The organism is Hydrocarboniphaga sp. (genome assembly GCF_028291725.1).
GTDB lineage: Bacteria > Pseudomonadota > Gammaproteobacteria > Nevskiales > Nevskiaceae > Hydrocarboniphaga.
This window is the reverse complement of sequence record NZ_JAQGNT010000063.1, coordinates 90609-106145: the sequence shown is the minus strand read 5'-3', so window position 1 is coordinate 106145 and position 15537 is coordinate 90609. Positions and strand designations below refer to the sequence as shown.

Genomic DNA, 15537 nt, shown 5'->3' with positions numbered 1-15537 from the left:
CCCCGCGAGCGGGGGAAGGAGCAGGAACACGACGCCGTCGTGTCGAAATCTAATGTGTCGTCACCGTCACCGTGATCATGCCGGCGCCCGATGCCGAGCGCACGCGCAGCAGCGGTGCATCGGCGGCGGATGCAACCGAGCCGTGCTCGACGCTGACGCGATAGCCCTGCGGATAAGCACGCATCGGCACCGCGATCACCGTCTCCGCGCCGTCGCCGAAAGCGCCGCTGCCATCGGCTGCAGCCGTGCTGTAGCGGAGCGTGAAAGTACGGCTGGCCATGGCGTAGCCATAGCTCAGCGGCGTGCCCGCGACCCGTTGCGGATAGGGCCGCGACAGCAGCGCGAGCTTGTCGGCTTTGAGGTTGTCGCCCGTGGGTGCCTGCGCCGGATCGTAGACGATGGCCTGCGTGTCGTTCTCGCCGGTGGTGGTCGGATCGTTGCAGCCGCAGTAGGCCCAGTATTGCCAGCCGACCATGAAGCTGTCGGCGCGGTCGAGCATCGCCTGCAGATTCGCGAGATCGTCGCTAGCGCCGAACTCGGTCAGCAGCCAAGTATCGCCGCTGGCATCGATCTGACTGAGCGCGTTGTTGAACACCAGATTGTCGAAAGGATCGCAGGCGAGGTTGCTGCCGGTGATCGGCTCGGTCAGACAGTAGTCGTGAAACGAAAAGCCGAGGTTAGCGTCGCCGAGATCGCCCAGATGGCTGCGCGCGCCGTTGTTGAAGATCACGTTCGGCTCGTACCACACCAGAGCCTGCGGATCGGCCGCGCGAATCTGCGCGATCACGCGCCGGCTGAAATCGGCAAGCAGCTGATCGAATACCGGGCATCCCAGCGGCGACAGACAGGTCGGATACTGCGTGCCCGGCCAGGGCTCGTTGAACAGATCGTAGCCGAGCACGGCATTATGGCCGCGAAAGTGCTCGGCGACATGCCGCCAGGCCAGCGCGTAGCGATCCTGCAGGCCGACGCCGTCGGGGCCGGCATCGTTGTGCCAGAAGTGATCGAAGGCGCGGTTCAGGCCGAGTTCCAGAAAGTAGTTCAGCGTGAAGTCGAGCTGCGGCTGGTTCGGCAGGCCATCGTCCTGCACGGCCCAGTCGGGCAGGCCTTCGCCGCCGAATTTCTCGTTGTACAAGTCCTGGTGGAAATCGAGCAGCGCGACGATGCCGTGCCGGGCGAGCGTGTCGGCGGTCTGCGCGATGCGGTCCAGATAGGCATCGTCGTAGACGCCCGGCGTCGGCTCCAGCGCCTTGTAGATGATGCCGAGACGCACGGTGTTGTAGCCCTCGCCGGCGAGGAACGCCGCGTCGTCGTCGTCGAAGCCGATCGCATCGGGCGCATACGGCGGACGCTTGTAGACCATGTTGATGCCGTGGAGCGTCACGACGCGGCCCTGCGCATCGGTGATCCAGCGGCCGGCATGGTTAAGCGGCAGCGCCATCGTGGCGACGGCCGATTTGGTGCTGCCGGCCTTGTCGCTGGTCGGTGTCGATGAAGCGCCGCAGCTGCCGAGCACCGCCACCAGCAGTGCGGCCAAACCCAGCCGCGCGGCGCCCATTCGCGTGTTCAAATGAAGCAATGCAGCAATGCGTTTCGGCATGCGAGCCCCCCCGGTACATTCAGACTGTAGCCGCTGCCACCGATCGCGCGAGCTAGGAAATATCACCCCGGGGCGCGGTAGCGGGGCTTCATCTGTCGCTCATCCGGCTCTGCCCTAATCGCGGGCATCCAATACCGTTCTGGGGCCTCGCCCGTGTTCATCGAAAGCAAAGCTGCTCTGCTGCTGCTGCTGCTGCTGTTCGCCGCCGCGCTGCTCGCCGCCTGCGGTTCCAGTGCGACGCTGCCGGATGGCGCCGGCATGGGCCCCAATCCGACGCTGCCCGAGCCGCAAAGATCGCTGATCCCGACACTGAACATCGCACCTGCCAAGGGCTGGCCCGAGGGCAGCAAACCGACGGCTGCTGCCGGCATACAAGTGATCGCGTTTGCCGACAAGCTCGATCATCCGCGCTGGCTGTATACGCTGCCCGACGGCGGCGTGCTGGTCGCCGAAACCAATGCGCCGCCAAAGCCCGAAGACGGCAAGGGCCTCAGGGGCAAGGTGCAGAAGCTGATGATGAAGCACGCCGGCGCCGGCGTGCCCAGCGCCAACCGCATCACCTTGCTGCGCGACACCGATGGCGATGGTGTCGCCGATCAGCGCAGCGTGTACCTGAAAGATCTGCACTCGCCGTTCGGCATGGCCGTGGTCGGCAGCGAACTGTTCGTGGCCGACACCGATGCGGTGCTGCGCTTCCCCTACGTGCCGGGCGCGGCGCAGATCAGCGGCGCCGGCACCAAGCTGGTCGATCTGCCGTCGGGCCTCATCAACCATCACTGGACCAAGAATCTGATCGCCGGCGCCGACGGCAGCAAGCTCTACGTCACGGTCGGCTCCAACAGCAACGTTGCCGAGAACGGCATGGCCGCCGAGAACGAGCGCGCCGCGATCTGGGAAGTGGACATCGCCAGCGGCAGCCACCGCATCTACGCCGGCGGCCTGCGCAACCCCAATGGCCTGGCCTGGGAACCCGACAGCGGCGCGCTGTGGACCGCAGTGAACGAGCGCGACGAGATCGGCAACGACCTGGTGCCGGACTACCTGACCTCGGTCAAGGACGGCGGCTTCTACGGCTGGCCCTACAGCTACTACGGTCAGCACGTCGACGAACGGGCCAAGCCGCAGAACCCGGACCTGGTCGCCAAGGCGCTGGTGCCCGACTACGCGCTCGGCTCGCACACCGCCTCGCTGGGCCTGGCCGCGGCGCGCGGCAACCAACTGCCGGCCGCGTTCGCCAACGGCATGTTCATCGGCCAGCACGGCTCCTGGAACCGCAAGCCGCTGAGTGGCTACAAGGTGATCTTCGTGCCGTTCTCAGGTGGCCAGCCGGTGGGGCCGGCGGTTGATGTGCTGACCGGGTTTGTCAGCGCGGACGGAGACGCTTATGGTCGGCCGGTCGGCGTCGCTCTGGACGGCAAGGGGGCGCTGCTAGTGGCGGACGATGTCGGAAACCTGGTGTGGCGGGTCAGTTCGGCTCCCGCGGCCGCGACCGCGCTGCGCTAAGATTGGGACTCTTCAAAGGGGGAGAGTTATGGCGACAAAAATTCCGGGCGGTCCGCCGCAGCCGCATTTTCCATGGCCGATCGCAATTGCCGCGTTCTTGCTGGGGCTGATTGCCGGCTACGCTCTGAACGAGATGGTGCATTCCCGGGATCAGCAAACGCTGTCGATCCGGGTTCCGGATCAGTTTCGCAAGTAGCGCCTGGCTCGGGCTTGGCTGTGTCAATCCCGAGCTACGGTATGCCGCACTTTTGAGGTTCGGGTAACCGCGGCTCCAGTGATGTCGCGACTGCTTTCCATGCGACGCGGCATTTCAGTACCGCCTCGATTTGTGCGGCGCTGCGTTGCTCTCGCGGCGCGCCCCATAGCCGCGCAACATTGTCCGTGCCCCCGGTCAGAATCTGCGTCCAGTCCGGACTGAATCGGGCGTAGTTCCACTGGATGGAGCCAGCCTGGGCGTTGAACGAGTCGAGCAGATCGCCGTTGCTCGCATCCCAGATTTTGACAACGCCATCGTCACCCGACGACAGCGCAAACGCACCATCGGGACTGAACGAAGCGGCCAATAGCGGCCCGGTGTGACCTGTCAGGCTCAGGACTCGTCCATCGCGCAGCCGCCACAGCACCAGCGATTTGGAGCCGTCGCCCAACACGATCTGCGTGCCTTTGGAGTCGAAGCCGCCGACGGCAAAGTAAGTGGATGCAGGAATGCTCGTGTGCTGCAGGATGTGACCGCTGCGGGCATCGAGCACGTAGGCATGCTGAAGCATCGACGTCACCAGCAAGCGCGTGCCGTCACGACTGAAGGCGACCACGCCGACACGAGGCTCGGCTTCCTTCGGCAACGCGGTCGACCAGACGTATTCGCGACGCCCTAGATTCCACAGCTTGACGGTACCGGCACTGCCAACGGCGAAGCTGCTGCCATCCGGGGAAAACGCTGTGGCACGCGCCTCGTCGCGTTGAAAGCGCGCGAGTTCCTGACCACTAGTCGCATCCCACAGTTTCGCGAGGCCACCTGCCATTGCACCGGAGATCACGCGGCCGGTGGCGTCGAAGTCGAGCAGGAAAAATCGGCCGCCCGAATCGGGCTGGGTGCGCAGGATTTTGCCGCTGCTCCGGTCAATGATTCGCAGCGTCTGATTCCAGTCGCCGATAGCCAGCAGTCTGTCAGTAGGGCTGAAAGCGGCCGCACTGAGCGGCGTACCGCTTGCTTGCACCTTGGTCACGCGAAGCAGTTTCTTTGCGTCCCAGATCGCACCGCCGCCATTTGCACCGCCGGCGAATATCCAGTGACCGTCGTGGCTGAAAATCGCGGGCGCGACTGGAGCTTCATCGGGCGCCGGCACGCCGCTGCCCTGAATGAATTCGGCCAATTGCTGCGTCGGCAAGCTCCACAACGCCAGAGCCCCGTCGGCGCCGCCGCTGATGATCTGTTGGCTCGACGCGTCGTATGCGAATGTCGAAGCCGCGCCCAAATGCCCATCCAGAGAGTACAGATCGGCTCCGCTGATGGGATCGAGTACCGACAGGCGTCCGCCTTCTAGGTGCGCCAGTGTCTGCCCGTCGGGGCTCATTTGCGCAAGATCGTGGCTGCTGCCGAGAAACTTGGCCGAATAGATCAATTCGCCGGTTCGGGGCGCCCACACTGCGACACTGTCGCGGCTCAGGGACATCAGCCGCGAGGCGCTGCTGTCGATCTTCAGGTCACTGACCAGATAACCGTGTCCTCCGCTCATCAAGAGATCGCCGCTGTTGCGATCCCAGGTCCGCACGTTGCCTTGATCGCTACCGGCGGCGACGGTGCCGCAGCCCGGCGTCGAACTCATCGCCACGGTTGCGCCGTGCAGTCCGCTGAATGTACGTTGCAGACGTCCGTCGCGGCTCAGCAGCTGAAGATTGCCGTTAGCCAGGCCGGCGAGGAGCAAGTCGCTGTCCCGGCAGAAGCTGACGCTGACGAATGTGCCTGCGATCACGCCTTTCTTATCTCCATTTCGATCGGTCAATTGGATGGCGCCGTTGCGATCGATGAAGGCGATGTTACGGTCCAGGCTGTCGACGGGCGTTGGCGTCGTGCTGTAACTCGGCGCAAGGGGCAGCAAGCGGGTCGGCGGTATCTCGGCTTTCACATCGAACAGTCGAAGCTGTCGCAAGGGTTCTGTGGCGTGATTGGAATCGACCCAGATCAAGCTGCCGCCAGGGCTATATTCAGCCGCGACGCTGAAGCCAAAATCGTCGGGCTCGGCGAGTTTCGCGTCGAATACAGGTTGTCCGGCGTTCTGATCGTATTCTCGGAGGTGGTGATCGTCGCCGATGGCGAACACATAACGGCCATCGGGGCTGGCCTGCGCCGCTATCACTGGCGTACCGGTATCAATCCGCAGCTTCTGCGCGTCGACTACGCGCATCGCGCGCGCCAGCATGTAGCGCAGCGCCGGCGTGTCGACGCCAAGCTTATAGGCTTCGTTTAGATACACCGCGGCGCGCGCCTCGTTGTGTGCCAGCAGGTCGCGGCGACCGTTGTCGTAGAGCAACGCTACGCGCGCGCGTAGCGATTGTTGATCCAGCGCTTGCTGCTTTTCGCGTTGCTGCCATTGCCAGACAACGCTGAGCAGCGTGACGCCGACGACGATCAGCACCGCCGACGTGATACGCACACGCCGCGTATTCAAGCCGTGGCGACGGATGAACTTGGCGCTGCGATACGCGAGGCTGTCGGGCCTTGCACTGATCGGCTGCTCGTCGAGATAGGCACGCAGGTCGGCGGCCAGCGCGAGTGCTGTCGGATAGCGTTCCGTCGGCGACTTCTTTAGCGTCTTACCGATGATGATGTCGAGGTCGCCGCGCAGTTCTTCGCGCAGCCGGCGCGGTGTGGTGGCGCGCAGCGTGGCGCTTTCACTGGTGTCGGTGCGCGTCGTTGTCGCGGCGCTTGGAGCCTTGGGCTCTATGTCCAGAATCGCGCGCTCGAGTTCGCGTTGCGAGCCGTTACTGGCAGCGCCGTAAGGCCGTGCTCCGCTGAGCAGGCCATACAGGATCAGCCCGAGCGTGTAGACGTCGGTGGCGACGGTGATCGCCAGGCCTTCGATCTGTTCCGGCGCGGCGTAGTCCGGCGTCAGCGCGCGGCCGCCGACCTGGGTCAGATCGGATTCCGGTGTCTTGTGCTGCTCGTCTTCGACCAGCTTGGCAATGCCGAAGTCGAGCAGTTTCACCACGCCGTCGTCGGTGACCAGGATGTTCGAGGGCTTGAGGTCGCGATGCACGACCAGGTGCGCGTGAGCGTGGGCGACCGCCTCGCAGACCTGCAGGAACAGCCGCACCCGTGCGCGCACGGCTAGCCGGCGCTGGTCGCACCAGACGTCGATGCGCATTCCGGCGATGTATTCGAGTGCGAGGTACAGCTGGCCGCCGGGCAGCACGCCGGCGTCGAGCAGGCGGCTGACGTTGCCGTGGGTCAGCTGGCCGAGGATGCGGCCCTCGCGGACGAAGCGTTCGCGCGCCGATGACTGTGCCAGATGCAGATGCATCAGCTTCAGCGCGACCGGCTGCTCGAACAGGCCGTCGGCGCGCCGCGCCAGCCAGACTTCGCCCATGCCGCCTTCGCCGAGCGGGCGTTCCAGGCGATATAGACCGATCTGTTCGCCGGGCTTGAGTTCGGAGGCGATGCGCTCGTCGTCCAGGTGGCCGAGCCGGGTGCCGAGTTCGGTCGCCATGAAGGCGCCGTCCTGGGCTTGCTGGTTGGCTCTCAGCAGCGTGTGGACTTGCGGATACAGGCCGGGGTTGGAGCGTTGCAGCGCGTCGAGCTCGTTGAGCTGCGCCGACGGGTCCAGCGCCAGCAGGCGCTCGAACTCGACGAAGGCCTCGCGCCAGTTGGGCGTGGGTCCGTCAGTCTGGGTCATTGCGGCAGACGCGAGTGTTCAAGGCCGGGACCGTGGAGGTGCACGGCCGGCATTTTGGGCGGTAGGCGGTGATCTTGCCAGCGGTTGGCCGGCGTGATCACTGGGCCTGTAGGAGCGGGTCATACCCGCGACTGTGCTCTTGATGGCCTCAGTCGCGGGTATGACCCGCTCCTACAGTGCATTCAAAGCCGTTTACATATTGCGGCGATACCGGCCGCCGACCTCGAACAGGGTCTGCGTGATCTGGCCGAGCGAGCAGACGCGGACCGCGTCCATCAGCACTTCGAACAGGTTGCCGTCGGTGACCACGGCGTCGCGCAGCCGTTGCAGCAGCGCCGGGGCTTGGGCGGCGTTGAGCTTCTGGAAGTCGGCGAGGCGCAGCAGCTGGCTCTGCTTCTCGTCGTCGGTGGAGCGCGCCAACTCGATCTCTTTCTGGCCTTCTTCGCCGTTCGGATTGCGGAAGGTGTTGACGCCGATGATCGGCATCGAGCCGTCGTGCTTCTTGTGCTCGTAGTACAGCGATTCTTCCTGGATCTTGCCGCGCTGATAGCCGGTCTCCATCGCGCCGAGCACGCCGCCGCGCGAGGCGATGGCCTCGAACTCCTTCAGCACCGCTTCTTCGACCAGGTCGGTCAGCTCGTCGATGATGAAGCTGCCCTGAAGCGAATTCTCGTTCTTGGCCAGGCCGAATTCGCGGTTGATGATCAGCTGAATCGCCATCGCACGGCGCACGCTCTCCTCGCTCGGCGTGGTGATCGCCTCGTCGTAGGCGTTGGTGTGCAGCGAGTTGCAGTTGTCGTTGATCGCCAGCAGTGCCTGCAAGGTGGTGCGGATGTCGTTGAAGTTCATCTCCTGCGCGTGCAGCGAGCGGCCCGAGGTCTGCACGTGATACTTCAGCTTCTGGCTGCGCTCGTTGCCGCCGTAGCGGTTCTTCATCGCCACCGCCCAGATGCGGCGCGCGACTCTGCCGATCACGGTGTATTCCGGGTCCATGCCGTTTGAGAAGAAGAAGCTCAGGTTCGGCGCGAAGTCGTCGATGCTCATGCCGCGAGCGAGATAGCTTTCGACGTAGGTGAAGCCGTTGCTCAAGGTGAAAGCGAGCTGGCTGATCGGGTTCGCGCCGGCCTCCGCGATGTGATAGCCGGAGATCGACACCGAGTAGAAGTTCTGCACCTTGTTATCGACAAAGTACTGCTGGATATCGCCCATCATCTTCAGCGCGAATTCGGTGCTGAAAATGCAGGTGTTTTGGCCCTGGTCCTCTTTGAGAATGTCGGCCTGCACGGTGCCGCGCACGCTGGACAAGGTCCTGGCCTTGATCTGCGCGTGTTCTTCGGCCGTTGGCGCGCGGCCTTTGCCGGTGCTGAACTTGTCGACCTGCTGATCGACCGCGGCATTCATGAACATCGCCAGGATCATCGGCGCCGGGCCGTTGATCGTCATCGACACCGAGGTCGTCGGCGCGCACAGGTCGAAGCCGTCGTACAGCACCTTCATGTCGTCGAGGCTGGCGATCGACACGCCGGAGTTGCCGACCTTGCCGTAGATGTCCGGGCGCAAGTCCGGGTCCCAGCCGTACAAGGTCACCGAGTCGAACGCGGTCGACAAACGATGCGCCGGCATGCCTTCGGAGACGCGCTTGAAGCGGCGGTTGGTGCGGAAGGCGTCGCCTTCGCCGGCGAACATGCGCGTCGGGTCTTCACCTTCGCGCTTGAACGGGAATACGCCGGCGGTGAACGGGAAATAGCCTGGCAGGTTTTCCTTCATCAGGAAGCGCAGCGTCTCGCCTTCGTCCTCAAAGCGGGGCAGGGACACCTTGCGGATCTTGGTGCCCGACAGCGACTCGCTGATCTGGCGCGTGCGGATCTCCTTGTCGCGGATCTTCATCACGTCCTCGTCCTGCGCGTAGCGCTTGACGAGTTCCGGCCAGGCCGCGAGCAGCTGCTTCGCCTGCGTGCTGAGTTCACCGTCCTTGGCTGAGATCAGCTCGTCGAAATCCTTGGCCGGCTTGCCGCTGGCCTCGAACATCGCCTTGACCACGCGCAGCGACTGGCGCTCGCGCGCGGCACGCGCCTGGCGTGCGATGTCCTTGTGATAACCGCGCACGCTGTCGGCGATGTCGGCGAGATAGCGCGCGCGATCCGGCGGCACGATGGCGCGGCCGGCGCTGGAGGCCTTGACCGTGACTTTCGGCAGCGCGCCGGGTGCCAGCTTCAGGCCGAGCGCGCCGAGCTTCACGGCCAGTGCCTGGTACAGCGCGGTGACACCGTCATCGTTGAAGCGCGAGGCCATCGTGCCGTACACCGGCATGCTGTCCGGCGCCTGCATGAACAGTTCGCGGTTGCGCTGGTACTGCTTGCGTACGTCGCGGAATGCGTCCTCCGCGCCCTTGCGATCGAACTTGTTGATCGCGATGAAATCGGCGAAGTCGAGCATGTCGATCTTCTCGAGCTGCGAGGCGGCGCCGAATTCCGGCGTCATCACGTACAGCGAGGTATCGACGAAGGGCACGATCGCCGCGTCGCCCTGGCCGATGCCGGAGGTCTCGACGATGATCAGGTCGAAACCCGACAGCTTGCAGGCGGCGATCACGTCGGGCAGCGCGGCGGACAGCTCGCTGCCGGTGTCGCGCGTCGCAAGAGACCGCATGTAGATGTTGTTCTGCCCCTCGGTCCAGGGTTCGATCGCGTTCATGCGGATGCGGTCGCCGAGCAGCGCGCCGCCGGTGCGCTTGCGCGACGGGTCGATCGAGACGATCGCGATTTTCAAAGCGTCGTTCTGGTCCAGGCGCATGCGCAGCACCAGCTCGTCGGTCAGCGAGGACTTGCCGGCGCCGCCGGTGCCGGTGATGCCCAGCGCCGGCGTCTTGACCTCGGCTGCCGCGTCGCGGATCGCTTGCTTGACGGCCTCCGGGTAGCTGCCGTTTTCAATCGCGGTGATCACCTGCGCCAGGTGCCGGCGGTTTCCGGTCTTCAGCGCGACGATCGCGTCTTCGGCCTTCGGTGCCAGCGGCGTGAGGTCGTAGTCGCAGCCCTGGATCACGTCGTTGATCATGCCCTGCAGGCCCATCATCGCGCCGTCTTCGGGCGAGTACAGGCGGGTGACGCCGTAGTCCATCAGGCCCTTGATCTCGGCCGGCACGATCACGCCGCCACCGCCGCCGTAGATCCTGATGTTCTCGCCGCCGTTGGCGCGCAGCAGGTCTACCATGTAGCGGAAGAACTCGTTGTGGCCGCCCTGGTAGCTGGTGATGCACAGCCCCTGCACGTCTTCCTGCAGTGCCGCGTTGACGATCTCGCCGACCGAGCGGTTGTGGCCGAGGTGGATGACCTCGGCGCCGGTGGCCTGCAGGATACGGCGCATGATGTTGACGGTGGCGTCGTGGCCGTCGAACAGGCTGGTGGCGGTGACAAAACGGACCTTGTTCTTGGCCTTGTAGGGGACCGGCTTGGCGTGCATCGACAGATCGTTCATGGCAGCTCTAGGTGGCGCGTGAGTTAACCGCCTGATTTTATGAAGCCCGGCCCCGCGCGAGGATGTCGAAAACTGCCATCCGCAGTGAGAGAATCCGCCATGGACCCGCAGACCCGCAGCGGCACTGTCTCGATCGCCTTCGTGCGTGAGGCGCTGGCTGCCGCGCATCGCGGTGGCGCGGACGTCGAGGCGATCTGCGCCGCCACCGGGATCGCCGCGGATCAGCTCGCTGACGACGGCGCGCGAGTCTCCGCCGCCACGTTCGGCGCGCTGTGGCTGACTGTGGCCCGCGCGCTCGACGACGAATTCTTCGGCCAGGATTCGCGGCGCATGAAGGTGGGCAGCTTCGCTGCGTTGTGCCGGCTGTCGCTGGACACGCCCAAGCTCAGCCAGGCGCTGCGCCGCATCGTGCAGTTTTTCGGCATCCTGCTGGACGACACCCGCATCGAGCTGCAGCTATCCGGCCCGGAGGCGTGCCTGATTTTGAAGCCCGTGCCGGGCGCGGCGGGCAGCGATCGGGTGTTCGCGCACGAAACCCTGCTGGTGCTGAGCCACGGCCTGGCCTGCTGGCTGATCGGCCGGCGCATTCCGATCCTGCGTGCCCGCTTCGCCTACCCGGCGCCCGCCTGGCATCGCGAATATCGGGACGTGTTTTCCGAGATTTTGGAGTTCGACGCGCCGGACACCTCGATCGCGTTCAGCGCACTGCTGCTGGAGGCGCCGGTGGTGCAGAACCCGCGCAGCCTGCAGGAGTTCCTACGCGGTGCGCCGGCGAATTTCATCCTCAAGTTCCGCGACGAAAACAGCCTCGGCCGGCGTATTCGCCGCCATCTGATGGCGTTGCCGCCGACCGAATGGCCGGGCTTCGACGAGCTGGCCGATGTCTTCCACATCGGCGCCACGACGATGCGCCGCCGGCTCGAGCGCGAGGGCGTGTCGTTCAGCCAGATCAAGGATTCGCTGCGCCGCGACCTGGCCGTACAGCATCTGACCGGCAGCGACGCCAGCCTGGCGGACATCGCCGCCCAGCTCGGTTTTGCCGAAGCCAGCGCCTTCCACCGCGCGTTCAAGCAGTGGACCGGGCTGCGGCCGGGAGCGTATCGCCCGTAGGTCGGCAATCCCTTGCCGACGTGCACCTTCGATACGCAATCGAGGCCTCACGTCGGCAAGGGATTGCCGACCTACGGGTCAGGGTGCCGGTGGCGGCCCGCTCATCGGCGAGGATTCGGACGACACCTGCAGATGGTTCTGTCCGTCGCCGACCTTGTACGCGGCCGCAAACGTCTCGCCGGTGCTGGCCGGGTCGAGAATCGTGTCGACATACCACCATTCGCCCGATACCCGCTCCGGCTTCACGTCCAGCAACAGATAACCGCGCCGCGTGACCTCCGCGTATTTGAAGTGCGGATTGATCGTCTTGCTCACGTCGGCGAGCTTGGGCAGCGTATCCAGGCCGGGTGAGGTCACCGAGGTGGAGACGAACTCGACCGCCAGTGAGCCCGCGCCGGTCTTGGGATCGTAGCCGCCGGCGGAGACGTCCGGGTTGTTCGGGTCTTCGGTCAGGTCGGCGCCCCAGGAGCTGTGGATGTCGCCGGTCAGCACCACGACGTTGCCGACCGGAGCGTTGGACTCGTCGCCCTTCAGCACCGAAAACAGCCGCTCGCGCGCCGGGTTGTAGCCGTCCCACTGGTCCGGATTCACATAACGGCTGGTGCCGGTCGCGTTGGGCGTGCCGAGGATTTTCAGCTGCGCCAGCATCACCTGCTGGCCGAGCAGCTTCCACTTGCAGGCGGAGCCGCGCAGCTGCTGGCTCAGCCAGTCGGCCTGGGTGCTGCCGAACAGGTCGCGGTTCGGGTCGGCGAAATCGCCGGTCTGCGTGAATGTCGCGCCCTGGTTGGGCGGCAGCTGCTGCGCCCGCGCCAGCAGGCGCGTCTCGACCATCATCACGTCGGCCAGATCGCCGAACTGAAAGCGCCGGTAATTGAGCTTGAGATCGGTATCTTTGGCGTGCCGCACCGGCATCCATTCGTAGTAGGCCTGCAGCGCGTTGGCGACGCGCTGATCCCAACTTCCTTCGGTTGCCTCGTCGTGATTCGCAGCGCCGCCGGTCCAGGCATTGTTGGCGGTCTCATGGTCGTCCCAGACCGCGATCACCGGATGCTGGCGATGCATCTCCTGCAGATCCACGTCGGTTTTGTACTGTGCGTGACGCGTGCGGTAATCGGTGAGCGTCAGGATCTCGTCGTCCGGCTGGTACGCGCGGACATTGCCGTATTCGCCGGTGCCGTACTCGTAGATGTAGTCGCCGAGATGCAGCACCGCGGCGAGGTCATTGCGCGCGGCGATCCGCGCATAGGCGTTGAAATAGCCATGCGCCAGGCTGGCGCAGCAGGAGACGCCGATGCGCAGGCGGCCGGGGCTGCCGGTCGGCAAGGTCCGCGTGCGGCCGACCGGCGACAAATAACCGAGCGCCGAGAACTGGTAGTAGTAGGTCTTGCCGGGTTTCAGACTCTTGAGATCGACCTTGACCGTGTAGTCGGTCGCGGACGAGGTCTTGGCGGTGCCGGTTTTGACCCCGCTGAGCATCATCGGATCGGTGGACCAGCGATATTCGACGCTGATTTTTTCGCTCGACGTGGTGGTGAGGCGGGTCCACAGAATGACCCGGTCACTCAAGGGATCGCCGCTCGCGACGCCGTGCTGGAAAGCGTTCGAGGATGCGTCCGCCGGAGCGGCGCTGCTTGCGGCTTTCGCCGGCGCGAATGCTGAACTGCCGAGTGCCAGCGTGGCGACGGCCGAGCGCGTCAGGAAGTCGCGGCGGCTGAGTCCCTTGCGGGGCTTGTTGCTGCGGGAACGGCCCATGATGCTGATTCCAGGATGGTGATCGCCTCAGGCTAGCTTGCCCGAATGTCGGCATGGTGACGGTGTCGTCGATGCGCGACCGGGGCCTCCTGTCGGCAAGGGATTGCCGACCTACAGGGCCGTCCGGCACTGTCTGCGGCAGGGCCTTCATGCCCGATTCAGTGCCCAGGCAAAAGACTGCCGGCAAATGGCGGACGGATGTGCTTGGCGCCCATGGACAAGTCTGACTGGCGGCGCCGCGGTAAATGGCTGCTCTCCGCTGTGTTTCTGGCCGCAGTTGTCTGGATCGTCGTCGATCGCGGCAGCGAACTCGACTGGGTCGAGATCGGCGAGTCGCTGCGTGCCTACCGTGTGGCGACGCTCGCGTCGGCGTTCGCGCTGGCGATGATCGCGTATCTGGCCTGCAGCTCCTACGACCTGCTGTCGCGGCACTACGTGAAGCACGACATCCCGACACCGACGGTGCTGGCGATCGCGTTCGTCAGCTATGCGGTCAACCTCAACGTCGGCGCGCTGCTCGGCGGCATGGGTTTCCGCTACCGGCTGTATTCGCGCTATGGCCTGGGCACAGCGCAGACCACGCAGATCATCGGCCTGTCGGTGCTGACCAACTGGGCCGGTTTCATCCTGCTCGCCGGCCTGCTGTTGCTGATCACCCCGCCGCAGCTGAAAACCTCCTGGCACATGGGCCACGCGGCCTTGCAGGGCGGCGGGTTGCTGTTGATTGGCATTGTCGCGGCGTATCTGGCGTTCTGCGCGGTGTTCCATGGCCGCAAGCGGCAGATCCGCGGCGTTGAATTCCAGTGTCCGTCGCTGCCATATGCCGGTCTACAGCTGGCGCTATCGGCGGTGACCTGGAGCGCGGCCTCGGCCTCGGTGTTTCTGTTGATGCCGGCGCATGTGCCTTTCGCGGCCGTGATGATCGCGTTCATGGCCAGCGGCCTCGGCGGCCTGATCGTGCGGCTGCCGGCGGGCATCGGTGTGCTGGAGGGCACGTTCATCGCACTACTCGGCGGCAGTGTTGGCCACGGCAAGCTGATGGCTGCCCTGCTGGCATTCCGCGCGGTCTACTACATCGCGCCGCTGATCGCGGCGCTGGTGCTGCATCTGGCGCTGGAGATGCGCGCCAAGCACGCGGCAGCGAGTTACTGACGCTCACCCAGCGTGCATTGCTGCGTCGCCGACGCGACCAGACGCCGCGCGCGATCGAAGATCTTCACCACCGCAAACCCGCGGCGATGACCGGTCGCCGGGCTTTCGCAGTCGAACAGCAGCCAGTCGTCGCCGCGCGGGCTTTCGTGAAACCACAGTCCGTGATTCAGGCTCGCGACATAGTAGTCGCGCATCCCGACCATCGGGGTGTAGAGGCCGTAGCTGCAGAACGTGATGAAATAATCCGATAGGTAAGCGACGGCCGCGTCGTGCAGGGCCGGTGTATCGGGCAGCGGTTCACGCAGCTTCAGCCAGAAGCGCAGTCTCGGCTGGGTGTTGGCCACGAACAGAAAATCCTCGGGCGCGACCGGCCGCATTTCGACGCAATGCTTCTCGATCAGCGGCACCGTGCCCAGTACGAACTTCTGCGGCGAATTGCGCACCAGATCGACCATGTCGGTCAGAGCGTCCGGATCGGGCACGGGGTCGGCATCGATCTGCCGGTGCAGGGGTGAATCCTGGGCGACCTGGAACGACACCTGGGCGTCGAGCACCGCCTGCTCGCCTTGAGAGACGCGGACGTGCCGCGACGAATACCGGCTGCCGTCGAGCAGACGCTGTACCTGGAGTGTGGTTGGGTGATCGATCGTTGCGCCGCGCAGGAAAGTCGCCTGCAGCATGTGCACGCGGCGCTCCGGCGCAACCGTCTGGGTGGCCGCGAGCAAGGCCTGGCCGAGTAGCTGCCCGCCGTAAAGGCGTTGATTGACGTTGCCGTCCGAAGCTCGACTGGCGTAGCGGTCGCCGCCGAGATCCTGGAGCGGCAACAGCGTGCTCAGATTGCGGCCGTCCCAGAGGGCCGGAGACATCGGGGTAGGAGAGTCGCTCATCGGGGCAGCGTCGGACCGGTAATGGGTGAGGATGGTCATTGTCGGGTCCGATCGTATCGCCCGGCCAGCCCGGATGGGTATCGTCCATACGCAGGTTTGAGCCGAGGGCCGGCTAGCGAGTAATCTTGCCGCCCGCTTTGCCCGTCCACCAAGACCGAGATTGCCG

At 65.1% G+C, this 15537-nt stretch carries 8 protein-coding genes; 3 read left to right on the top strand and 5 right to left on the bottom strand.

Annotated elements, in window-relative coordinates; genetic code table 11:
- Positions 1-49: 49 nt before the first annotated feature.
- Complete coding sequence (locus JWQ90_RS17575) at positions 50-1600, bottom strand: cellulase family glycosylhydrolase (protein WP_299696298.1); 1551 nt, start codon at positions 1598-1600, stop codon at positions 50-52.
- A gap of 153 nt (positions 1601-1753) precedes the next feature.
- Here JWQ90_RS17575 and JWQ90_RS17570 point away from each other — a divergent pair, with 153 nt between their 5' ends.
- On the top strand, positions 1754-3103 hold the full coding sequence (locus JWQ90_RS17570) for a sorbosone dehydrogenase family protein (RefSeq protein WP_299696297.1): 1350 nt from the start codon (positions 1754-1756) through the stop codon (positions 3101-3103).
- Positions 3104-3333: 230 nt separating this feature from the next.
- On the opposite strand, the gene JWQ90_RS17565 is transcribed toward JWQ90_RS17570, so the two are convergent.
- Both JWQ90_RS17565 and icmF read right to left on the bottom strand, forming a co-directional pair.
- Positions 3334-6996 carry a WD40 repeat domain-containing serine/threonine protein kinase gene (locus JWQ90_RS17565; RefSeq protein ID WP_299696296.1) on the bottom strand — a complete coding sequence of 1221 codons (3663 nt, stop codon included), beginning with the start codon at positions 6994-6996 and terminating at the stop codon, positions 3334-3336.
- Between the two features lie 192 nt (positions 6997-7188).
- The gene (gene icmF, locus JWQ90_RS17560; RefSeq protein ID WP_299696295.1) at positions 7189-10470 is read right to left on the bottom strand and encodes a fused isobutyryl-CoA mutase/GTPase IcmF; all 3282 of its coding nucleotides are present in this window, start codon (positions 10468-10470) and stop codon (positions 7189-7191) included.
- A gap of 99 nt (positions 10471-10569) precedes the next feature.
- On the opposite strand from icmF, the gene JWQ90_RS17555 reads away from it, so the two are divergent.
- Positions 10570-11580, top strand: a complete 1011-nt coding sequence (locus JWQ90_RS17555) for an AraC family transcriptional regulator (RefSeq protein ID WP_299696294.1) — start codon at positions 10570-10572, stop codon at positions 11578-11580.
- Positions 11581-11658: 78 nt separating this feature from the next.
- Here JWQ90_RS17555 and JWQ90_RS17550 read toward each other — a convergent pair whose 3' ends face one another.
- Positions 11659-13332, bottom strand: a complete 1674-nt coding sequence (locus JWQ90_RS17550; RefSeq protein WP_299696293.1) for an alkaline phosphatase D family protein — start codon at positions 13330-13332, stop codon at positions 11659-11661.
- Between the two features lie 213 nt (positions 13333-13545).
- Here JWQ90_RS17550 and JWQ90_RS17545 point away from each other — a divergent pair, with 213 nt between their 5' ends.
- Positions 13546-14484 carry a YbhN family protein gene (locus JWQ90_RS17545; protein WP_299696292.1) on the top strand — a complete coding sequence of 313 codons (939 nt, stop codon included), beginning with the start codon at positions 13546-13548 and terminating at the stop codon, positions 14482-14484.
- Here JWQ90_RS17545 and JWQ90_RS17540 read toward each other — a convergent pair.
- A complete protein-coding gene (locus JWQ90_RS17540; RefSeq protein ID WP_299696291.1) occupies positions 14478-15371 on the bottom strand; it encodes an acyl-CoA thioesterase II in 894 nt (297 codons plus the stop codon). The two genes, JWQ90_RS17545 and JWQ90_RS17540, sit on opposite strands and share 7 nt — an antisense overlap.
- Positions 15372-15537: the final 166 nt, after the last annotated feature.

Excerpts from the sequence above, each read along its gene's own strand:
- JWQ90_RS17575 (WP_299696298.1), bottom strand. The coding sequence starts at position 1,600 with ATGCCGAAACGCATTGCTGCATTGCTTCATTTGAACACGCGAATGGGC.
- JWQ90_RS17565 (WP_299696296.1), bottom strand. The coding sequence starts at position 6,996 with ATGACCCAGACTGACGGACCCACGCCCAACTGGCGCGAGGCCTTCGTC.
- icmF (WP_299696295.1), bottom strand. The coding sequence starts at position 10,470 with ATGAACGATCTGTCGATGCACGCCAAGCCGGTCCCCTACAAGGCCAAG.
- JWQ90_RS17555 (WP_299696294.1), top strand. The coding sequence starts at position 10,570 with ATGGACCCGCAGACCCGCAGCGGCACTGTCTCGATCGCCTTCGTGCGT.
- JWQ90_RS17550 (WP_299696293.1), bottom strand. The coding sequence starts at position 13,332 with ATGGGCCGTTCCCGCAGCAACAAGCCCCGCAAGGGACTCAGCCGCCGC.
- JWQ90_RS17545 (WP_299696292.1), top strand. The coding sequence starts at position 13,546 with ATGGACAAGTCTGACTGGCGGCGCCGCGGTAAATGGCTGCTCTCCGCT.
- JWQ90_RS17540 (WP_299696291.1), bottom strand. The coding sequence starts at position 15,371 with ATGAGCGACTCTCCTACCCCGATGTCTCCGGCCCTCTGGGACGGCCGC.